This is a genomic window from Antarctobacter heliothermus, assembly GCF_002237555.1.
In the GTDB taxonomy this organism is placed as follows: domain Bacteria; phylum Pseudomonadota; class Alphaproteobacteria; order Rhodobacterales; family Rhodobacteraceae; genus Antarctobacter; species Antarctobacter heliothermus_B.
This window is the reverse complement of sequence record NZ_CP022540.1, coordinates 2,394,356-2,413,544: the sequence shown is the minus strand read 5'-3', so window position 1 is coordinate 2,413,544 and position 19,189 is coordinate 2,394,356. Positions and strand designations below refer to the sequence as shown.

Sequence of the window (19,189 nt, the reverse complement as noted above, 5' to 3'; positions counted from 1 at the left end):
TGGACACCCCATTGACGCCACGTTGTCGGCGGCGCAAGTAGCCCCCATGTCCGAAGCAAAACCCCGCGAAGATCGAACCGCCTCCGGCGTCATGATGATGATGCTGGCCGTGGTCGGTTTCACCTGTATCGATAGCTCCGCCAAGTGGCTGATCCTCGCGGGCATGCCCGCCCTTCAGGTCGTCTTTGCCCGCTATGCCGGGCACTTCATCGTCGCCGTGGCGCTCTATGGATCAAAAGAGGGCCGCCAGGCCTTCGTCTCCAACGCGCCGCTCCGCCAACTCCTGCGCAGCTTTTTCCTGCTCGGCAGCACCGTGTGCAATTTCACCGCGCTGAAATACCTGCCAATCACCGTCACCACGACCATCATGTTCGCCGGCCCCATCGTCGTCACCCTGCTGGCCATCCCCATCCTCGGCGAAAAGGTCGGCATCCGAAGGATCGCGGCGGTCTGTGTCGGTTTTCTTGGCGTGATCGTGGTGATGCAGCCATGGGGCGTCTCGTTCCACCCCGCGATGTTCCTGTCTCTTACCGCGCTGACCATGGCAGCCTTCTACTTCATCATGACGCGGCTGCTGGCGGGGATCGAAGGCAATGCGACCCAACAGATCTGGTCCAGCGGCGTGGCCATGCTGGCCCTGTTCCCCTTTATGCTGGACGGCTGGGTCTGGCCGCAGGGCAGCGCATGGATCGCCTTCTTCGCGATCGGCATCTTCGGCGCGGCCGGCCACATTGCCGCCGTAACTGCTCACCGTCTGGCGGATGCCTCGATCCTCGCGCCGGTGATCTATATCCAAATCGTTCTGGCAGCCGCCGCTGGCATCTTTCTGTTCGACACCTGGCCCACGATCTGGACGCTGGGCGGAGGCGCGATCATCATCGCCTCCGGCCTTTATATCTGGCAGCGGGAGCGCAAGGTCCGGGGCCGCGTCCGCCGCCCCGTCCCCAACACCCGCTAGCCTCGGTTCACCCGCGCCCGATAAAGGGCATCGTCGTCGCCATAACGGTCATGAACTGCACGTTCGCATCCAGCGGAAGCGACGCCATGTGCAACACGCTGGACGCGACATTCGACACATCCATCACCGGCTCCACCGCGATGGAGCCATCCGCCTGCGGCACACCCTTGGTCATCCTCTCGGCCATGTCGGTCAGCGTGTTACCGATGTCGATCTGCCCACAAGCAATCCCATATGGCCGCCCGTCCAGAGAAATCGACCGCGTCAACCCGGTGATCGCGTGTTTCGACGACGTATAAGGGGTCGACCCCCAGCGCGGCACATGGGCCGACACCGACCCATTGTTGATGATCCGGCCCCCCTGTGGGTCCTGCGCCCGCATCCGGGCAAAAGCCGCCTGTGCGCAAATAAAAGAGCCGGTCAGGTTGATGTCGATCGCCCGCCGGAAATCCGCGACAGAGGTCTCGTCAATCGTTCCCCCCAATACCGATACACCGGCATTATTGAACAGCGCATCGATCCGCCCCCACTCGGCCACAGCCTTGTCAAAGGCGGCATCCACCCCCGCCTCATCTACAACATCACAGGGCAGCGCGAGCGCGTTCTCATGACGGTCGGCCATATCCTGCACAGTGTCCGCTGTCCGGCCCACAATCCCGACGCGCCAACCCGCATCCAGAAAAACCTCCGCACAAGCCTTGCCGATCCCGCGCGCGCCCCCGGTAATGATTATCGTTTTGGACATTTGCCCTCCTTGGTTTTCTTCTGTCCGAAAATATCCCGGGGGGTGCCGAAGGCGGGGGGCAGCGCCCCCCTCGAACCTCACCTCCCGCATCCCTCAGTGATTGTCGCGCGGCAGATCCTTGGCAATCCGCTGATAGGCAGTGGCCAGCTCCAGACAGCCGCCCTCGGCCAACTGCCCCACATGCGTGCGATAGATCTCTTCCCACGGCGTCTGATGAACGATTTCCGGTGCTTCCCAAGCGTCAATACGGGCCTGCCATACGTCATCGTCCACTTGGGCGTCCAGACGTCCCGCAGTCAGGTCCAGCCGCACCCGGTCGCCGGTCTTCAGATGCGCCAGTCCGCCGCCCACCACCGACTCCGGGGAGGCGTTCAGGATCGACGGCGACTCCGACGTGCCCGATTGCCGTCCGTCTCCCACAGTCGGAAGGTGATTGATCCCAGCGCGGATCAGCGCGTCCGGCGGCTGCATGTTCACCACCTCGGCAGAGCCGGGATAGCCCACGCACCCCACGCCACGAATGAACAGGATGGTCTTTTCATCGATATCCAGCGACGCATCGTTGATCCGGTCGTGGTAATCTTCCGGTCCCTCAAACACCACGGCTTTGGCCTCGAAGATCCCCTCCTGACCCGGCGTCGACAGGAAACGCGCTCGGAAATCCGGTGAGATCACGCTGGTTTTCATCAAGGCGCTGTCAAACAGATTGCCGGACAGCACCTTGAACCCCGCCTTTTCGCGCATCGGCGCGTCGTAGCGGCGGATCACATCCGTATCCAGACTATCGACCCCGGCAAGGTTGGCGCCCATAGTGTTGCCCGTGGCCGTCATCGCCTTAACGTGCAGACGCCCCGCACTCATCAATTCGCCCATAACCGCAGGCACCCCGCCCGCGCGGAAAAAGCTTTCGCCCAGATATTCGCCCGCTGGCTGCATGTTGACCAGCAGCGGCACGTCAAAGCCAACCGTCTCCCAGTCCTTGACGTGCAGATCAACCCCGGCATGACGGGCCACCGCCTGCAGATGGGGAGGCGCATTGGTCGAGCCGCCGATTGCGGTGTTCACCACGATGGCGTTCTCGAACGCCTCGCGGGTCAGAATATCCGAGGGTTTCAGATCCTCGTGAACCATCTCGACAATCCGTTGGCCGGTCTCATAGGCCATGGCCATCCGCTCTCGGAAGGGCGCGGGGATCGCGCTGTTGCCGGTCAGGGACATGCCCAGCGCCTCTGCCATGGCGTTCATAGTGCTGGCGGTACCCATTGTATTGCAATGGCCCAGAGACGGAGCCGATGAACAGACCCGCGCCATGAATTCCTCATAGTCGATCTTGCCCTCAGCCAGCAGGCGGCGGCTTTCCCAGACGATGGTGCCGGACCCGGCGCGTTTACCCTGCCACCAGCCGTCCAGCATCGGACCACCGTTCAGTGCGATGGCCGGCAGGTCCACCGTGGCCGCCCCCATCAGCATGGCAGGCGTGGTCTTGTCACATCCCGTCGTCAGCACCACCCCGTCGATCGGATAGCCGTGCAGCACCTCGACCAACGACAGATAGGCAAGGTTACGGTCCAGCGCTGCGGTCGGCCGCTTGCCGGTTTCCTGAATCGGATGCACGGGAAATTCCATCGGCACGCCACCCGCCTCACGGATGCCCGCCTTGATCCGGTCCATCAGAAAGACATGGATCTTGTTGCAGGGGGCCAGATCACTTCCGGTGTTGGCGATGCCGATGATGGGCCGTTCACCCTGCAATTCCTCGCGGGTGAACGTGCTGTTCTGATACCGTTCAACGTAAAGCGCGGTCATCCCTGGGTTGTTCGGGTTGTCGAACCACTCTTGTGAGCGAAAGCGCTTGTTGGCGCGGGTATCGGACATGACCATTCTCCCCCTCTGGCACCCACCGATTCTGACGGGTCTCAACTCTTGTGCGAGCATTTCAATTTGGTATACCAATTGCAAGCAACCTCGCACGAGAGCGCAAAAGACGGCAAGGACATAGAACGCCCTGCCCCGGGAGGAAACATCATGGTATGGACCCCCGCCGCACGCGGCGCGGCGTCACTGGCGCTGGTCTTGACCTGCACAACACCCGCCAAAGCCGAAGACCCGCTGGACCTCGATGCGGTACGCGCCTGCATTTCAACAGCCATCGACCTGGGCACGAAGCCAACCGGCTGCGTCGATGCCGCTCATGCCGCCTGTATGCAAGGCACGACAGAAACTCCGGCGGTGGCGACCCTTTGCTTTGAGGACGCCCGCGCTCAATGGTCCGCTGCCATCGCGGCGCGCATGGACCACCTGAGCAAAGCCGCACCAGACCGTATTGCCGCACTGGCCGGGATCGAATTGAAGTACGATCTCCTGTCCTCTCTGGTGCAGTGCGACCGGATGGAGGAACTGGCCATCCTGCGCGACATCCCCGCCGAAGAGATCCGCACACAGAAAAGCCGCTGCACCGCCACCGCGTCGGGACTGGCCTATATCCGTCTGCTTTGGCGGCTGCCCGACCCCGACCCGATCACCCCGGAGGACAACCAACCATGATCGAAGAACCGCCCAAGCTGACACTGATCAAAGGCGCGCCGCGCCCGACCCCCGAACAGATCGCCGCCTTTCAGGGGGTAGAAACCGCCTTTCTTTGCGACGCGATGGGCGGACTTGGCGCGATGGACACAAACATCGCACCACTGGGGTTTGGCCGGGACCTTGACTGCGCTGTCGCCGGACCCGCCCTGGTCGCCGACAGTGGGCCCGGCGACATCATCGCAACGCTGGCAGCGGTCAACTTGCTGACCCCGGGCGACGTTCTGGTCCACGCGGGCCACGGGTATCAGGGCGGCGCCACAATCGGTGACCAGTTGTCAGGGATGCTCAAGAATGCGGGCGCTGCGGGCTTTGTCACCGACGGGCCGATGCGCGACTACGAAGGCATTGTCGCCGCTGGCCTTCCGTCTTGGTGTACCGGCCTGAACCCGAACTCTCCTTGCGTTTCGGGCCCCGGCACGCTGGGCGGTTCGGCAAATGTGGGCGGGCGTCATGTGGCCACGGGCGACATGATTGTTGCCGACCGAAACGGCGTGGTGGTGATCCCCTTCGCCCAGATCGACACGGTGATCAGCAAGCTCGAAGACGTCGCCCGGCTGGAGGCCGAGCTAGAAGCCAAGGTCAAGGACGGTTTCCGCACGCCCATGGACATTGAGGCCATGCTGGCCGATGGCAGCGCGGTGGAGGTCGGGTAAACAAGGGGGCGCTGCCCCCGTCTTCCTTCGGTCGACTCCCCCGGGATATTTCAGGACAGAAGAAACGCAGGGGAGTGGCTTCTTCTGTCTTGAAATATCCCGGGGTGAATGCGCGCAGCGCAGAGGGGCAGCGCCCCTTTCCCTGCTCGAAATCAGGCGAAGGCGCTTTTGGCCCCGCCGCTTTCCTGCGTTTTGAAGATGGAACTGTTGTCCGGCGCAGGTGGCAGCGGCATCCGCACCGGCACCTGCGCAAGGCGCGGTTGCAGGCATGGCGTGCCGGTGATCATGCGGTCTTGCAAGTCCTCCCAGAACATCCGCTGCCCTAGCGAGTGGATATAGCTTGACGCCCCCAACAGTGGCCAGGCGTCTGCGCTGGCGCATTCGTAGAACAGGATTTGCCGCGCCCGGTCCGACACATTGGGAGCCGATCCGTGCAGGGTGCGGACATGATGTACTGTCATATCCCCGGCGCGTCCGGTCAGGGTCACCGCCTTGTCGCGTTCGAACTGCGGGTCCTCTGGGTTGACCGCGCCGCAAAACACGCCGGACGCATGGTGGCTTAGCACCGGCCCTTTGTGCGAACCGGGGATTACCAACAGCGGGCCATTGTCCGGAGTGACATCCCGCAGCATCAGGCCAAAGGCCAGCAGCGAGTCATTGGTGGCCGGGTAGAACGCCCAATCCTGATGCCATTCCACAGCTGCCCCGCCGCCTGGTGCCTTGGTGTTCAGCTTGGAGGTATTGAGAAAGGTATTCGGCCCCAACAGATCGGTCAGCACCTCGGTCACTTTTGATTGTTTCAAGATCCGGTCGTAAATCGCATGCCGTTTGTGCGGCAGTTTGATCCGGGTCAGGCGCGGATCTTGGGGGGCGTGGCCACGGTCCAGATCGTAGACCTCGTTGCTTTGCGTCACCTGCCGCGACTCGTCGATCAATTGGTCTGTCACCGCCTGCAATTCGTCCAGTTCTGATGGCGTCACAACCTGTTCGACCTTCAGATAGCCATTTGTTTCGTAAAATTCCCGTTGTTTCTGGCTGAGCATCTGTAATTTCCTCCCGCTTTATGGTATCGATACCATGCTTTCCATGGCATCGATACCACGGCATTCTGGCACCTGTCAAAGGGGGCATCATGAGCGATCCGCGAAAATGGGTGACGATGGGGGATGTGGCCCGCGCAGCCGGGGTGGGCAAGATCACCGTCAGCCGGGCCTTGCGCACACCTGCCAAGGTCAGCCCGGATACGCTTGCCAAGGTGCAAAAGGCCGTGGACGCGTTGGGCTATGTTCGGGACGAAACTGCAGGGGCCCTGTCGTCACAGCGCTCACGCGTGGTGGGGGCGCTGGTGTCGACGTTGGATCGTCCGGTCTTTGCCACCACGATCCGCGGGCTGGAAGAAGGGTTGAGCGCAGGAGGCCTGCAACTGTTGTTGGGCAGCACACGCTATGCCCCGGACAAGGAGGCGCGCATGGTCTCGACCCTGCTGGGGCGCCGCCCCGATGCGCTGGTTCTAACCAGCACCGACCACACACCGCAGACCCGGCGATTGCTGGGAAACGCTGGCCTGCCGGTGATCGAGCTTTGGGAGTTGCCCGACGATCCGATTTTTGCCGCCGTGGGATTTTCAAACCGGGCGGCGGGGCGCGACATGACACGCCACCTGATCGACGCGGGCCGCAAGCATCCGGTCTTTTTGCGGGTCGCCAATGCCAACGACACCCGCGCCGATCTGCGCGAAGCAGGCTATTGCGGCGCATTGGATGGGTTGGAGCCGCGCATTCTGTCCCTGCCTGCGGATGACAGCCAGAGCGGGCCGGATTTTGGCGCGCGGGGTTTGGCGCAGGCCCTGGCCTGCTGGCCCGATACCGATGCGGTGATCTGCGTTAGCGACGGGTTGGCCGTCGGTGCATGGTGTGAGGCGATGCGGCGCGGGCTGGACGTGCCGGGCGCGTTGGCGATCACTGGCTTTGGCGATATCGACGTGGCGGGGGACGCTGGCCTTGCGCTGACCACCATCCGCATCGACGGAGAGGCCATCGGACGCGAGGCCGCCCGCCTGACGCTGGCGGCCACCGCCGGAGAGCCGCTGGCCGACCGGATCATCGACCTTGGCTATACTCTGGTGCGGCGGGCGACTGGCTAGTCGCGACCTTTTTTGGCCTCTTCTTCCAGATCAAGCCCGTTCATCCGCGCCACATGATCAGACAGGAAAGGGACATAGTCCTCGGCAAAGCCCTGCGCCTCGACCTGTGCGAAATACTGCCGCGTGGCAGAGGCCATGGGTGACAGCGCCCCCGCCTCTGCCGCCATGGCCAGCGCATAGCGCACGTCCTTGGATGCATTGGCGATCGAGAATTTATGCGCGTCCCGGTCCCGGTCCACCGCGTAGCTCATGAAGGTGTCGAAGAACCCGTTGCCCAGACGAGACGACCCGATCACCCGCTGGATCGTTGCCGGCGGAATGCCCACCTTGGCACCCAGCGCCGTCACCTCGGAATACAAGGCCGCATAGCTCATGGCGATGGTGTTCATGATCAGCTTCATCTTGTGGCCCGCGCCGACCGGGCCGACGTGGTTGATGTTGCCCGCCCAGCATTCCATCACCGGCAAGATGCGCTGGAAAACTTCTGTGTCTGCGCCGACCATCGCGTCCAGCGTGCCTGCCTCGGCCTCTTTCGGTGTGCGGCCCAGCGGGGCATCCACCATGTGTCCACCGCGCTCGGCCAGTTCCGCGGCCAAGGCCAGTGTCACGTTGGGATCGGAGGTCGAGCAGTCCACCACGATCAGACCGTCGCGCATCCCCTTAAGAATACCGTCGGGGCCGCGAAAGACGCTTTCGACCTGCGGCGCGTTGGACAGACAAATGTGGATGACATCGCTGTTCGCCGCCATCTCGCGCGGGGTCGACACCTCTGTCGCGCCGCGCGCCAGCAGATCGTCAACCGGTGCACGGTTGCGGTTTCCCTTGACCACCAGCGGATGCCCTTTTTCCAACAGGTTCTTCGCCATCCCGTGGCCCATCAGCCCCACACCAATGAACCCCACCTTGACCTTGCTAGACATGCGCGACCTCCCCTGTTGCGCGCCAAAGGAGGGACAGTGGGCGGGGCGATGTGGCTCATAGCCACGAGTGGCGTCAGCCTCCCCCGCACGCCGTTGACTTCCCGCCCCGGCTGGTTTTGAGTGTAGATGGTATACCAAATGGGCCGTCATGCAAGCGGACCCCACCAGCACGTCTCGGGAGGAAGACTATGCCGGCACCACGGGGGCCTGCCCCATGCTGACCTTTGCGCTTGCGGTGTTTTTCCTGATCATCACCCCCGGTCCCGGCGTGCTGTCCACTGCCGGTCTGGGCGCGGCCTACGGATTTCGTCCGGGTCTGGCCTATGTCTTGGGGTTGTTCATTGGCACCAACCTTGTGGCGCTGGCCGTGATCTCGGGCGTGGCGGCGATCGTCCTGTCAGTCCCGGTCATCCGCACCGTGCTGATGGCCGCCTCTATCGTCTATCTGCTGTACTTGGCCGCGCGCATCGCCTTTGCTGGCAGCAAGATCGCCTTTGTCGAGGCCAAGGCCCCGCCCGCCGTCCTGTCTGGCCTGCTGTTGCAGGCGATCAACCCCAAGGCCTACGTCGTCAACACCACGCTGTTTGCGGGCTTTCCGTTTGCGCCGGACAACCTTGCCTTTGAGACCACTGCCAAGCTGCTGATCGCAAACGCTATTTGGATTTCCGTCCACCTTGCCTGGCTCTACGCCGGGGCATCGCTGCACCGGCTGAACCTGTCACAAGCCGCTCATCGCGGCGTCAATTATTCCATGGCGGCCTCTATGCTAGCGGTCGTCGCCCTTGCCATATTTTCTGCCGGAGGTGCTCTGGATGCCAAATGACATCGCCATCGCCGCACTGGCGCATCTGCTAGGCGACCGCCTGACCACATCGGAGGCCGACCGCCGCCTACACGGCCAGAATGAGACCTATTATCCTAACACCCCGCCCGACGCGGTGGCTTATCCTGAGACCACCGCCGAGGTGTCGGCGATCCTAAAGATCTGCCACGAGCACAGCTGTCCGGTGACGGCCTATGGCGCGGCCAGTTCGCTGGAGGGCCAGCACCTTGCGCTGCACGGTGGCATCAGTCTGGACATGAGCCGAATGAACCGTGTTCTTGGCGTCCAGTCCGAGGATCTGACCTGCGTCGTGCAGCCCGGCCTGACCCGCAAGCAACTGAACGAGAACCTGCGCGCCACGGGCTTGTTTTTCTCCGTCGATCCCGGCGCGGATGCCAGTATCGGCGGCATGGCGGCAACGCGAGCCTCTGGCACCACCGCCGTCCGCTATGGCACGATCCGCGACAACGTGCTGGCGGTCGAGGTCGTCATGGCCGACGGGACTGTGATCCGGTCCGGCAGTCGCGCGCGCAAGTCGGCGACGGGCTATGACCTGACGCATCTGATGATCGGATCTGAGGGCACGCTGGGGATCATCACCGAACTGACCCTGCGCCTACACGGTCAGCCCGAATGCATCACCGCCGCCACTTGCCGGTTCGAAGACGTCCAACAGGCCGTTGCCTGTGTGATCGCCACTATTCAGTGCGGCATCCCGATGGCGCGCATCGAACTGCTGGACCATATGATGGTGCGCGGATTCAACGCCTATGCTGACGCGGGCTTGCCCGAGGAACCGCACCTGTTTCTGGAATTCCACGGCGCGCCCGCAACTGTGGCCGAACAGATGGCCAGCTTTGAGGAGATCGCGCAGGACAGCGGCGCGCGCGGCTGGAAGGCCGCAACCACGACAGAGGACCGCAACGCCCTTTGGGCCATGCGCCACAATGCACACTATGCCTCTGCCGCGCTGGGACAGGGCAAGCATATATGGCCGACGGATGTCTGCGTCCCGATTTCCCATTTGGCAGAGGCCATTGCGCAATCACAGGCCGACGCCCTGCGCCTGAACCTAACCGCCACTATCGTTGGCCATGTGGGCGATGGAAATTTCCATGCCGGTCTGTCGGTTGACCCAAACGACGTCGATGAAATGGCCCGCGCCCACACCTTTACCCACACATTAGCGGAAACCGCGCTGCGCCTTGGCGGGACGGTTTCGGGCGAACACGGCATCGGCATTGGCAAGCAAGATTTGATGGCCACGGAACACGGGCCTGCCCTGACCTACATGCGCGCCATCAAACATGCGTTCGACCCGCAAGGCATCCTCAACCCGGGCAAGCTCTTGCCTCCAGTGACCCAACAAGAGGCCGCAGAATGACGCGTTTCCTGACCCTTGGCGAAATCATGGTCGAAATGGCCCCTGCCCCTGACAGCCCCGGACTGTTCCGCCTTGGCTATGCCGGCGATACCTTCAACACCGCGTGGTACGCGCGCCGCCTGCTGCCCGCGTCCTGGACGGTCAGCTATGGCACCGTGATCGGTGACGACCCGATGTCCACCGATTTGGCACAGTTCATCGAACGCCAGGGCGTGGCCACCGACACGTTGCGCCGCATTCCGGACCGCACCGTGGGCCTCTACATGATCCAGACCCGCGAAGGAGAGCGCAGCTTTTCCTACTGGCGCGGCCAAGCGGCGGCACGGACACTGGCCGATGATCCCGACTGGCTCGACAGCATCTTTGCCAACCGGGCCGTGATCCAGTTTTCCGGCATCACACTTGCGATCCTGGCGCCCGAGGCGCGCAAGTCACTGTGCGCCGCCCTTGCCCGCGCGCGCGCGGCAGGCAGCCACATCGCCTTTGACACCAACCTGCGCCCGCTCCTGTGGGACAGTGCAGAGGCGATGCGCTCTGGCCTGTTGCAGGGCGCGGCGGTGTCAGACACCGTGCTGCCCAGCTTTGACGAAGAACAACTGGCCTTTCAGGACGCCACACCAGAAGAGACCGTGCAACGCTACCGCGCCGCTGGGGCGTCTTGCGTGGTGATCAAGAACGGTGAGGCCCCCTGCCACGGCTGGTCCCAGACCGATGGCACCGTCACATGTACCCCGCCCGATGTGGCGCGCGTGGTCGACAGCACCGCCGCAGGCGACAGCTTTGGCGCGGGCTTTCTTGCCGCCCGCGCCACCGGCGCCAGTCTTGGCACCGCCATGACCCGCGCCGCCCAGTTGGCCGCAGAGGTCATCCAACATCCCGGCGCGCTGGCGCCACAGATCTTCGAGATAGGAGAATCCTCATGAACATCGTCATCCTTGGCGGGGCCGGCCTTGTAGGCCAGAAACTCGCCCGTGCGCTCGCCAAACGCGGTACGCTGCGCGATGCAGAGATCTCTCGGCTGACGCTGGCCGACATCACCGATCCCGCGCCGGTCGAGGCCCGCTTTACCGTCGAGACGCTGACCTGCGACATCACGGACCCCGCGTCGGTCGCGCAGGCAATACCCGATGGCACCGACGTGATCTACCTGCTGGCGGCGGTAGTTTCGGCGCATGCGGAACAGGACTTTGACTTTGGCTACAAGGTCAACATGATGGGCACGCTCAACGTGCTGGAACGCGCCCGCGCATTGGGCACCTGCCCTGCCCTTGTCTTCACCTCGTCCATCGCGGTGTTCGGCGGCGAGGTGCCGCAGCCCTTCACCGATTCCTCCCTGCCCAACCCGCAGATCAGCTATGGTGCGCAAAAGGCCATTGGTGAAATTCTGGTCAATGACTATGCGCGCAAGGGCTTTATCGACGGGCGCGGCTTTCGCCTGCCAACGATCTCTGTGCGCCCCGGAAAACCCAACCGTGCGGCCTCTGGTTTCATGTCGTCGATCTTTCGCGAACCGCTGCAGGGGCAAACCGCCAACTGCCCGGTCGACAAAGATTTTCCCCACTTCTACCTCAGCCCGCGCAAATGCGTCGAAAACCTGATCAAAGGCGCAGAGATCCCGCGCGATGCTCTGGGCCTCAACCAGACCATGACCATGCCGGGCAGGGTCTGGACCATCGGCCAGATGATCGATGCCCTGACCGCCGTCGCGGGTCCGGAACCGGCCAAATTGATCACATGGGATCCGCAGCCCGAGATTGAGCCCATTCTCAAGGGCTGGCGCAACGACATCCGGCCACAAAAGGCCGCTCGTCTGGGGTTGGAGGCCGACGCAAGCTTTGAGGACAACATCCGTTATTTCCTCGAAGACGATCTGCCAGCCTGATCCGGCCTGTAATTACTTCTTTGTTCAAAAACCTATGGGTGACTGGCGGCACGCGCTGCGACTGCCAGTCACCCGCACACCCATAAAATTGCGAAGGGCCGCGTTGGTTTCAAGGAGTTGGGTCGGTCTCGGTTTGCTGCTGATCAAATCGAATCCGCAGATTTAGTTGAGAAGAGTCAGCAACAATTTGCGGACGTCCCTTCACCGATTTCACCGACAAAGGTATCGCGGGCGTGATTAACAGCGATCGGGCGCAATAGATCAATGAGATCGTCAAGACATTGAACAAGGCCGTGACGGCATGATCAGCGGCGCGGTCCAGCCGTCAGCCGTGTAGGTATCCACGGCCGAAATAGACCAGGGGGCCGCCGGTGACAGGCGGCGTGGCCAAGTCCACGACGCGACCAATAACCACTGTATGGGTTCCACCCGGAACCGTCGTCTCTATCCGACAGTTGAATGAGACGAGACTGTCGGCAAGCACCGGCGCCTCCCTTCCCACGCGCCGCCAGTCACCGGTGGCGAAACGCGCAGCACGGTCGGCTCCAGACGAAAAGCGTCGGGCGATCTCGGCATTCGCCTCGCCCAGAACGTTGACGCAAAACGTGCCCGACCGGATCAGATCCGCATGCATGGTGGCGCTCTGGTTCACGCAGACAAGCAGCGTAGGCGGATCCGCGGATACGGAGGTGACGGCCGTGGCAAGCATGCCAAGGGGTGCGCCATCCTCCCCGATAGTTGTCACCAACGAGACGCCAGCGGCAAGGCGGCTCATGCCCTCGACGAAGGTCTGGCTGTCGGTCATAGTTATCTCTTCAGACGGCACAAAGTACTCCTTTCAAAATGACGTCGACAGACCGCCATCGACAAAGATGACCTGGCCAGAGACATAATCCGAAGCGCGAGATGCCAGGAAAACAATTGTTCCGTGCAGTTCGTCGGGATCGCCCCATCGTCCGGCAGGTATGCGCGCGACGCGCGCCTCATAGGCGGCTTGGTCGTCCATGATCTGTCGATTCATCTCGGTCAGGAAATAACCCGGGCCGATACCGTTGACCTGAATGTTTTTTCCAGCAACCTCGGCAGCGAGTCCGCGTGTCATCATCGCCAGCCCGCCCTTGGCCGCCGAATAGGGCACCACGTTCGGCCGTCCCAACTGCGCTGCCACGGAGACGGTGTTTACGATCTTGCCGCCGCCCTGCGCAATCATGCCCGGAAGCACCTCACGGCAGGCGAGGAAGGGGCCGGTCATATGTGTGTCCAACATCCTGTGCCAGTCGCTGTCGGTGACATCTGTCAGAGGCGCCCAGCTGTTGATGCCGGCGTTGTTCACGAGGATGTCGATCCGACCGTTGCGCGCCAGCACCCCCTCGATAAGGGCCTGAACGTCGTCGGCGCGGGTGATGTCGCAGGGCATGCAATCGGCGTGACCGCCAGCGTCGCGGATTATGGTGGCCACACATTCCAGCGGCTCGGGACTGCGACCCGCCAATGTGACCCGTGCGCCTGCCGCGGCGAGGGCCTTGGCCATCTCGGCCCCCAAGCCCCGGCCCGCGCCAGTCACGACGGCGATCTTGCCCGTCAGATCGAAAATTCCGCTCATGTCGTCCTCAATGATAGGTGCGCCCGCCATCGACGGCCAAAGACGCGCCGGTCATATAGCTGGCGGCGGAAGACAGGAGGAACACGATCGTTGCTGCCACTTCGTCAGGATCGCCCCAACGGCGCAGCGCGTAGCGGTCCAGTGGCACTGGCGGACCGTCGTCTGCCTTGGTCTTCAGCGACTCGTTCATTGGTGTGTCGATCAGCCCGGGACAGATAGAATTTACCCGGATCTGCGGCCCCAGCTCGGCGGCAAGCGCGCGGGTCAGGCTCAGCACCCCGCCCTTGGAAGCGGAATAGGCCGATGTGCCCGCGATAGGCGACAGAGCCTGCGCCGAGGAAATATTGACGATGGCGGGATTGGTCGCCCTGCGGAGATAGGGAATTGCCGCCTGGCTGACAATAAAGGTGCCGGTCAGGTTGACGTCGATCACGGCCCGCCACGCGTCAAGCGACAGCTCCGTGACCGGCTTCACCGACACGATCCCGGCAGAGTTCACCACCCCGTCGATCCCGCCCAGTTTTTCGTCCGCCTCGGCCAGCGCACGGGCCACCACCGCCCCGTCCGAGACGTCGGCGGCAATCGCGATCGCGTCCGCCTGCAAAGTCTCCGCCAGCGCCGTGACCGCTGCCCCGTCTCGGTCGAGACAGGCGACACGGGCCCCCAACCGGGCCAACTGCCGTGCCACCGCCGCGCCGATACCCGACCCGGCGCCTGTCACTAGGACGCGCCGGTTCTGCATGTTCACCAATTCTTCGGCCATGGTGTTTAGGCCTGCCGATTTTCTTCGACCAGCGCCCGCCATTCATCGAGGATCGGCACCGCGATGTCCTGCAACGCGATCGTATCGACGAAAATGTGCTGGGTCGCGGCATACATGTCGCGCATGCAGCGGCCAAGGTCGCTTGGGTTGCGCAGCGCTTCCGAGCCGCCCATCTTGTAGCAGAACCGAACAACCTCTTCGGCCACTTTGTGCACATAAATACAGTTCTGGCGAAAGCGGGCGCGCATCGCCGGGGTCAGTTCCCCACCGTTTTCCAGATAGGCCTGCGTCTCGGCATAAAAGCGGAGCGTGTAGTCGCGCGCCGCATGGTAGGACGCCTCGTGAAAAGCGAAGTCATGGCGGAAAACTTGCTGTTCGCCCAGAACGGTTTGATAGGCCGGGCGTTTCTTGCCAAAGCCGATGCGCGTAACCTCTTCCAGCGCGCGCTTCATCACACCAAGAACGAAACCGGTATGACCCGCGCACGCCAGCCCCGCGATGCCGATGTCATAAAGCCGCCAGCTGCGCGGCGAGTTCGCATCCGTCCGTTCGTGGTGGAACCCGTGCGGGATGGTCACGTCGGTCAAGCGGTAGTCAACGCTGCCAGTGCCCTTCAGGCCCAGCACGTCCCAGTTGGTGTCGAATTCCACCTGATCGCGCGGCAGCCAGCAAACACGCACGGCGGGTGAGCCGTCGGGCAGCTTGCGCATGATTTTTTCGTCCATCAGGAACATGCCGGCACCCAACCAGTCGGCGTGCAGCGAACCGCTGCCGAACTTGTAGTTGCCACTGCCGTCGATTCCGGTGTCGGTCTCTTTGCCAGCGCCGCCCGGTCCAAGCATTCCGGCCATAATCGGTCGTTTGGGGTTTTGCGCCGTTCCGAACATTTCGACCACGGCCTCGTCGCTGCAATAGGCGTAGGCGGCAGCTGTTCCGCTGGAATTGGCCATCAGCGACCATCCGGCGGATCCGTCCGCCGCGCCAATCTCTTCCCAGGCCTGCATGCAATCGGTCATGGGCGCGCCGTAGCCGCCGACGCTTTCGGGCACCAGCATCCAGAAAAGACCCGCCTCTTTCATCGCGGCCACGGACTTGGCTGTCATGGTGCCGATGCGCTCGGATTCCTCGGCCTCGGCGCGGATAATTGGCGCGATACGCTTGGCCCGCTCCTGCATGGTTTCCGTATTGGTGTTTTCTATGGTGTTCTGCACGTTCATCATTTCCTCCCTTTCAGCGATCCCTTGGGCGGACCGCCTGATCCCGTTTCTCCAGAGGCTACCGAGTTCCCGACACTGCACAAATACCGTCTGCGACCGGTGGCGATACCCGGCGGGCATCAAGCCCTCAACCCATTCCTGTCTCCATCAGCGACGCCATCAGTTCGAGATCACCAGCAAGAGAACCGACAAGCTCTACGAATCGCGCCAGCGCCGGATTACTGTTGGTCGCCTTCCAGGCCAATTCGAGATCCACTGACATGCATAGGTCGTCCAGCGGGCGCAACACCACGCCGTTCCGTTCACTCGGCCGGAACGATGTGTTGAGAAAGGCCAACCCGATCCCGGCAGAGACCAAGTTGACGATTGTGTTCTCGTTATCCGCGTACTGGGAAACCTTCGGCGACACGCCTGCCTTGCGAAAGGCCGATTGCACGCGGTCATGCACTGCTCCGTTGGACCGCGGATTCGGCATGATCAGTGGCGTGCCTGCCAAGTCAGCAAGCATCAGCGTCGGCGTGCGCGCCAGTGGATGCCCACGTGGCATGGCCAGCGCGTAGCCGTCTTCTGCGATGCGGCAGGACTGAAATTCCGAGCGATCGCTGCGCTGCCGGAACAGAAATCCGGCATCAACCTCTCCTGACCTGAGCGCGTCGACCTGAGCTTGCGACATCAGAACATGAAGCTGCAGGTCTACGCCGGGAAAGGATTCGCGAAAGGCGTGCAGGAACCGGGGCAATTCCGCCCGCCGTCCTGCGATCTCGTTGAAGGCGATGTTGAGCGTGCCACCCTGCCCGTTCGCAATCCTGCGGGCGCGCTGGCAGCTGTGCTCCATCCGTTCAAGGATGTCACCGCAGTCCTCCAGAAAGGCCGCGCCTGAAGCGGTAAGAGAGATCCCGCGCGGATCGCGGTTCAACAGGGTGGCGCCAAGCGTGATTTCCAAGTCGCGTATCTGGCGCCACAAGGCGGGCTGCGACATGTGCAAACGGTCGGCGGCGCGGTGGAAATTCAACTCTTCCGCGACCGCCACGAAATAGCGCATATGCCGGGTCTGCAGGTTCATGATGCCAGCCGGGTATCGAACCCGGCCCCCGAAGGTATTGGAACCCGGCCCTGAGATCGGGGCAGAGTAATGCGACAACGCAACGAGAACATTCTGAAGGAGGAGAGATGTCCGAAAGATTGAAAGGTCGAAAGATCTTGATCACTGGTGCGGGATCTGGGATCGGCCGCGAAACCGCCGAGATTTTCGCACGCGAAGGCGCGGCGCTGGCGCTGGTCGACCTTGACGTTGCGGCGGCTGAAGCGACAGCAAAAGCCGCCGGCGGCACATCCTATGGGTTGGATGTCACTGATGCGGCTGCGGCTGAAAAGGTGGTTGCCCAGGCGGCTGCGGATCTTGGAGGGCTCGACGGAATCGTGAACTCCGCCGGTATCCTGACAATGGCCAGCATCGACGACCTGGGGACGGAGGAATTCCGCAAGGTTCTGGACGTGAACGTGCTGGGCACGTTCAACATCTGCAAAGCCGCGCTGCCCTATCTGCGCGAGGCGGGCAAGACAGGCGATGCGGCAATCGTCAACATCGCCTCGGCGCAGGCGCTGTCGCCGTCGTTGACAGGTTCCGCCTATGCAGCGTCCAAGGCTGCTGCGATGATGTTCTCGAAGAGCATCGCCAAAGAGCTGGCTCCGGAGATCCGCGTCAATGTGATCTGCCCGGGCGCCACGGTGACCCCGATGACCGATGCGGGGGTCTCTCCCGACGATGTGGAGGGACGTGCGGCGTTGGCCTCGGTCTACGCGATGAAGCGGCTCTGCGAGCCGGACCAGATTGCCAACGGCATTCTGTTCCTCATGTCGCAAGAAGCCTCTGCCGTCACCGGTATCGCGCTCGCCATAGACAACGGACGCACCTACCATTGAAGCGACGTGCGCGGCATCAGCCGCGCACCTCTCTCAGCCAGTCGACCATGATGCGGTTGAATTCATCCGCGAACTCGACGTTCGGAAAGTGATACCCGCCCTCGATCTCGGCGTAGCGCGCCCCGGGGATGGCGTCGGCGATAATCTTGTTGTCCGCAGGTGGTGTCGTCGGGTCCTGGGACCCCGCAAGGACCAGCGTCGGCACATCCACCTGCCCCAACCGCGGCAGCACGTTATGTGTCAAGCAGGCATTCATACAGCCAAAGTAGCCGTCGAGAGACGTGCCCAGAAACGTATCCCGCAGAGCATTCCAGCGCAGCGGGCGCTGCTTTTGAAAGCCAGGACCGTAGCGGCGTTCCATGTTGGCGGCCACGATGCTTTCCAGCGAGCCGGATTCCCGGACCGCCTTGATCCGCCCTTGCATCAGTTCGGTATCGCCGGTCCAGCTTGCCGCCGTGCAACACGCCATGAGCGAGGCAAAACGACCAGGTCTGTCCGCAGCGATGACCTGACCGATCATGCCGCCCATGGACAGGCCGATCATGTGGACGCCGCTTGTGAAGCCCAACGCATCCAGCACGCTGATAATGTCGCCCGACAGCTCGTCGATGGTATATTCGCCGGGAGTCGCCGTGCTGCCACCATGACCCCGAGTGTCGATGCGCAGGACCTGAAACCCTTCCTTGAGCAGGATGGGGACCTGTTCGGCCCACATCCCGTAATCCGAGGTCAGCGAATGCGACATGCAGACCACCGGCGCGTCGTCCGGCCCGACAAGATCGTAGTTGATCCAGCTTTTTCCTGTGTTGTGCATCATATCTGTTTTCTCCTCAGTGGAAAATTCGGCCGCCGTTGACCACCAGAAGTTGCCCGGTGATGCAGCGCGCCTCGTCACTGGCAAGGAAGGTGATTGCGTTGGCGATGTCTTCGGGTTCCGCGAAATGGCCAATGGGGATCTCGCGCAGCGCCGCCTCGTAGACCTCTTTCGCAAGCTGCTTGGGGCCGCGCGTGTTGGTAACGCCGGGCGCGACAGCATTCACGTTGATGCCATGCGGGGCAAGTTCGCGGGCAAGACCACGGGTGAAGCCGGTCACGCCGGATTTCGCCGCCGCGTAATCGACGATGGTCCGGTCACCGATCAGAGTGGAGTCAGAAGAGATGTTGACGATCTTGCCAAAGCCGCGATCGCGCATTCCCGGAGCAATCAGCCAAGTCACATAGAAGGTGACCATCAGGTTCAGATCGATGACGAAATCCCAGGTTTCCGGTACGGAGTCGAGGAATTCTGACGAGTTCTTGCGTGCGGTCTGGCCCACATTGTTCAGAAGCAGGTCGATTGGGCCTAGTTCTGCTGTGGCTTTGTCGATCGCTTCCTTGACGGTCTCACGGTTGCGCATATCGGTTACGATCGGGCAAACTGTGCCGCCTGCCTTGCGGATCGCCTCTGCGGTTTCTTCCAGCGGCCCGTCCTCGATGTCGAGGATGGCGACCTTTGCGCCCTGTTCCGCGAAACGGATGGCGCTGGCGCGGCCGATACCGTTCGCGCCACCGGTGACGAGCGCGGTCCGCCCTTCAAAGCGTTGTGTCAT

Annotated in this window: 20 protein-coding genes; 9 read left to right on the top strand and 11 right to left on the bottom strand. The window is 62.6% G+C overall.

Annotation, left to right across the window (positions count from 1 at the left end; translation table 11 throughout):
- The first annotated feature begins 46 nt into the window (after positions 1-46).
- Positions 47-958: a DMT family transporter gene (locus ANTHELSMS3_RS11530; RefSeq protein ID WP_094034989.1), complete on the top strand. Its 912-nt coding sequence runs from the start codon at positions 47-49 to the stop codon at positions 956-958.
- Positions 959-965: 7 nt separating this feature from the next.
- Here the strand turns inward: ANTHELSMS3_RS11530 and ANTHELSMS3_RS11525 are convergent, their stop codons facing one another.
- Positions 966-1,703, bottom strand: coding sequence for an SDR family oxidoreductase (locus ANTHELSMS3_RS11525; protein ID WP_094034988.1), 738 nt, complete (start codon positions 1,701-1,703; stop codon positions 966-968).
- A gap of 93 nt (positions 1,704-1,796) precedes the next feature.
- Complete coding sequence (locus ANTHELSMS3_RS11520; RefSeq protein WP_094037078.1) at positions 1,797-3,578, bottom strand: IlvD/Edd family dehydratase; 1,782 nt, start codon at positions 3,576-3,578, stop codon at positions 1,797-1,799.
- Between the two features lie 150 nt (positions 3,579-3,728).
- On the opposite strand from ANTHELSMS3_RS11520, the gene ANTHELSMS3_RS11515 reads away from it, so the two are divergent.
- Both ANTHELSMS3_RS11515 and ANTHELSMS3_RS11510 read left to right on the top strand, forming a co-directional pair.
- Positions 3,729-4,247 carry a hypothetical protein gene (locus ANTHELSMS3_RS11515; protein ID WP_157733486.1) on the top strand — a complete coding sequence of 173 codons (519 nt, stop codon included), beginning with the start codon at positions 3,729-3,731 and terminating at the stop codon, positions 4,245-4,247.
- Positions 4,244-4,942, top strand: coding sequence for an RraA family protein (locus ANTHELSMS3_RS11510; protein ID WP_094034986.1), 699 nt, complete (start codon positions 4,244-4,246; stop codon positions 4,940-4,942). Before ANTHELSMS3_RS11515 ends, ANTHELSMS3_RS11510 begins: the two co-directional genes overlap by 4 nt.
- A gap of 152 nt (positions 4,943-5,094) precedes the next feature.
- On the opposite strand, the gene ANTHELSMS3_RS11505 is transcribed toward ANTHELSMS3_RS11510, so the two are convergent.
- Positions 5,095-5,985, bottom strand: a complete 891-nt coding sequence (locus tag ANTHELSMS3_RS11505) for a phytanoyl-CoA dioxygenase family protein (RefSeq protein ID WP_094034985.1) — start codon at positions 5,983-5,985, stop codon at positions 5,095-5,097.
- Positions 5,986-6,074: 89 nt separating this feature from the next.
- On the opposite strand from ANTHELSMS3_RS11505, the gene ANTHELSMS3_RS11500 reads away from it, so the two are divergent.
- Positions 6,075-7,085, top strand: coding sequence for a LacI family DNA-binding transcriptional regulator (locus ANTHELSMS3_RS11500; RefSeq protein ID WP_198319796.1), 1,011 nt, complete (start codon positions 6,075-6,077; stop codon positions 7,083-7,085).
- On the opposite strand, the gene ANTHELSMS3_RS11495 is transcribed toward ANTHELSMS3_RS11500, so the two are convergent.
- Positions 7,082-8,005: an NAD(P)-dependent oxidoreductase gene (locus tag ANTHELSMS3_RS11495; protein ID WP_094034983.1), complete on the bottom strand. Its 924-nt coding sequence runs from the start codon at positions 8,003-8,005 to the stop codon at positions 7,082-7,084. The two genes, ANTHELSMS3_RS11500 and ANTHELSMS3_RS11495, sit on opposite strands and share 4 nt — an antisense overlap.
- 214 nt (positions 8,006-8,219) lie before the next feature.
- On the opposite strand from ANTHELSMS3_RS11495, the gene ANTHELSMS3_RS11490 reads away from it, so the two are divergent.
- Genes ANTHELSMS3_RS11490 through denD form a run of 4 tightly spaced genes read left to right on the top strand, consistent with a single transcriptional unit; the run spans position 8,220 to position 12,094 of the window.
- Complete coding sequence (locus ANTHELSMS3_RS11490; protein WP_094037077.1) at positions 8,220-8,828, top strand: LysE family translocator; 609 nt, start codon at positions 8,220-8,222, stop codon at positions 8,826-8,828.
- On the top strand, positions 8,818-10,212 hold the full coding sequence (locus tag ANTHELSMS3_RS11485) for an FAD-binding oxidoreductase (protein ID WP_094034982.1): 1,395 nt from the start codon (positions 8,818-8,820) through the stop codon (positions 10,210-10,212). The genes ANTHELSMS3_RS11490 and ANTHELSMS3_RS11485 overlap by 11 nt, the downstream gene beginning before the upstream one ends.
- A complete protein-coding gene (locus ANTHELSMS3_RS11480; protein ID WP_094034981.1) occupies positions 10,209-11,135 on the top strand; it encodes a sugar kinase in 927 nt (308 codons plus the stop codon). Before ANTHELSMS3_RS11485 ends, ANTHELSMS3_RS11480 begins: the two co-directional genes overlap by 4 nt.
- Positions 11,132-12,094, top strand: a complete 963-nt coding sequence (gene denD, locus ANTHELSMS3_RS11475; RefSeq protein ID WP_094034980.1) for a D-erythronate dehydrogenase — start codon at positions 11,132-11,134, stop codon at positions 12,092-12,094. Before ANTHELSMS3_RS11480 ends, denD begins: the two co-directional genes overlap by 4 nt.
- Before the next feature lie 325 nt (positions 12,095-12,419).
- Here denD and ANTHELSMS3_RS11470 read toward each other — a convergent pair whose 3' ends face one another.
- The 5 genes from ANTHELSMS3_RS11470 to ANTHELSMS3_RS11450 all read right to left on the bottom strand — a co-directional run bounded on the left by ANTHELSMS3_RS11470 (position 12,420) and on the right by ANTHELSMS3_RS11450 (position 16,740).
- Complete coding sequence (locus ANTHELSMS3_RS11470; RefSeq protein ID WP_254694718.1) at positions 12,420-12,899, bottom strand: flavin reductase family protein; 480 nt, start codon at positions 12,897-12,899, stop codon at positions 12,420-12,422.
- A gap of 33 nt (positions 12,900-12,932) precedes the next feature.
- Positions 12,933-13,697, bottom strand: a complete 765-nt coding sequence (locus ANTHELSMS3_RS11465; protein ID WP_094037075.1) for an SDR family NAD(P)-dependent oxidoreductase — start codon at positions 13,695-13,697, stop codon at positions 12,933-12,935.
- A 7-nt stretch (positions 13,698-13,704) separates the two neighbouring features.
- Positions 13,705-14,460, bottom strand: a complete 756-nt coding sequence (locus ANTHELSMS3_RS11460; RefSeq protein WP_094034979.1) for an SDR family NAD(P)-dependent oxidoreductase — start codon at positions 14,458-14,460, stop codon at positions 13,705-13,707.
- Positions 14,461-14,465: 5 nt separating this feature from the next.
- Positions 14,466-15,677, bottom strand: coding sequence for an acyl-CoA dehydrogenase family protein (locus ANTHELSMS3_RS11455; protein ID WP_094037074.1), 1,212 nt, complete (start codon positions 15,675-15,677; stop codon positions 14,466-14,468).
- Between the two features lie 127 nt (positions 15,678-15,804).
- Positions 15,805-16,740, bottom strand: coding sequence for a LysR substrate-binding domain-containing protein (locus tag ANTHELSMS3_RS11450; RefSeq protein WP_094034978.1), 936 nt, complete (start codon positions 16,738-16,740; stop codon positions 15,805-15,807).
- A 107-nt stretch (positions 16,741-16,847) separates the two neighbouring features.
- Between ANTHELSMS3_RS11450 and ANTHELSMS3_RS11445 the strand changes: the two genes are divergently transcribed.
- On the top strand, positions 16,848-17,600 hold the full coding sequence (locus ANTHELSMS3_RS11445; RefSeq protein WP_094034977.1) for an SDR family NAD(P)-dependent oxidoreductase: 753 nt from the start codon (positions 16,848-16,850) through the stop codon (positions 17,598-17,600).
- A 16-nt stretch (positions 17,601-17,616) separates the two neighbouring features.
- On the opposite strand, the gene ANTHELSMS3_RS11440 is transcribed toward ANTHELSMS3_RS11445, so the two are convergent.
- Positions 17,617-18,417, bottom strand: coding sequence for an alpha/beta fold hydrolase (locus tag ANTHELSMS3_RS11440; protein ID WP_094034976.1), 801 nt, complete (start codon positions 18,415-18,417; stop codon positions 17,617-17,619).
- Positions 18,418-18,430: 13 nt separating this feature from the next.
- Positions 18,431-19,189 (bottom strand): SDR family NAD(P)-dependent oxidoreductase, encoded by a 759-nt coding sequence (locus tag ANTHELSMS3_RS11435; RefSeq protein ID WP_094034975.1) that lies wholly within the window; start codon positions 19,187-19,189, stop codon positions 18,431-18,433.

Excerpts from the sequence above, each read along its gene's own strand:
- ANTHELSMS3_RS11525 (WP_094034988.1), bottom strand. The coding sequence starts at position 1,703 with ATGTCCAAAACGATAATCATTACCGGGGGCGCGCGCGGGATCGGCAAG.
- ANTHELSMS3_RS11500 (WP_198319796.1), top strand. The coding sequence starts at position 6,075 with ATGAGCGATCCGCGAAAATGGGTGACGATGGGGGATGTGGCCCGCGCA.
- ANTHELSMS3_RS11480 (WP_094034981.1), top strand. The coding sequence starts at position 10,209 with ATGACGCGTTTCCTGACCCTTGGCGAAATCATGGTCGAAATGGCCCCT.
- ANTHELSMS3_RS11485 (WP_094034982.1), top strand. The coding sequence starts at position 8,818 with ATGCCAAATGACATCGCCATCGCCGCACTGGCGCATCTGCTAGGCGAC.
- ANTHELSMS3_RS11530 (WP_094034989.1), top strand. The coding sequence starts at position 47 with ATGTCCGAAGCAAAACCCCGCGAAGATCGAACCGCCTCCGGCGTCATG.
- ANTHELSMS3_RS11470 (WP_254694718.1), bottom strand. The coding sequence starts at position 12,899 with ATGACCGACAGCCAGACCTTCGTCGAGGGCATGAGCCGCCTTGCCGCT.
- ANTHELSMS3_RS11440 (WP_094034976.1), bottom strand. The coding sequence starts at position 18,417 with ATGATGCACAACACAGGAAAAAGCTGGATCAACTACGATCTTGTCGGG.
- ANTHELSMS3_RS11490 (WP_094037077.1), top strand. The coding sequence starts at position 8,220 with ATGCTGACCTTTGCGCTTGCGGTGTTTTTCCTGATCATCACCCCCGGT.
- ANTHELSMS3_RS11455 (WP_094037074.1), bottom strand. The coding sequence starts at position 15,677 with ATGAACGTGCAGAACACCATAGAAAACACCAATACGGAAACCATGCAG.
- ANTHELSMS3_RS11505 (WP_094034985.1), bottom strand. The coding sequence starts at position 5,985 with ATGCTCAGCCAGAAACAACGGGAATTTTACGAAACAAATGGCTATCTG.
- ANTHELSMS3_RS11465 (WP_094037075.1), bottom strand. The coding sequence starts at position 13,697 with ATGAGCGGAATTTTCGATCTGACGGGCAAGATCGCCGTCGTGACTGGC.
- ANTHELSMS3_RS11510 (WP_094034986.1), top strand. The coding sequence starts at position 4,244 with ATGATCGAAGAACCGCCCAAGCTGACACTGATCAAAGGCGCGCCGCGC.
- ANTHELSMS3_RS11435 (WP_094034975.1), bottom strand. The coding sequence starts at position 19,189 with ATGACACAACGCTTTGAAGGGCGGACCGCGCTCGTCACCGGTGGCGCG.
- ANTHELSMS3_RS11515 (WP_157733486.1), top strand. The coding sequence starts at position 3,729 with ATGGTATGGACCCCCGCCGCACGCGGCGCGGCGTCACTGGCGCTGGTC.
- ANTHELSMS3_RS11460 (WP_094034979.1), bottom strand. The coding sequence starts at position 14,460 with ATGGCCGAAGAATTGGTGAACATGCAGAACCGGCGCGTCCTAGTGACA.
- denD (WP_094034980.1), top strand. The coding sequence starts at position 11,132 with ATGAACATCGTCATCCTTGGCGGGGCCGGCCTTGTAGGCCAGAAACTC.
- ANTHELSMS3_RS11520 (WP_094037078.1), bottom strand. The coding sequence starts at position 3,578 with ATGTCCGATACCCGCGCCAACAAGCGCTTTCGCTCACAAGAGTGGTTC.
- ANTHELSMS3_RS11495 (WP_094034983.1), bottom strand. The coding sequence starts at position 8,005 with ATGTCTAGCAAGGTCAAGGTGGGGTTCATTGGTGTGGGGCTGATGGGC.
- ANTHELSMS3_RS11445 (WP_094034977.1), top strand. The coding sequence starts at position 16,848 with ATGTCCGAAAGATTGAAAGGTCGAAAGATCTTGATCACTGGTGCGGGA.
- ANTHELSMS3_RS11450 (WP_094034978.1), bottom strand. The coding sequence starts at position 16,740 with ATGAACCTGCAGACCCGGCATATGCGCTATTTCGTGGCGGTCGCGGAA.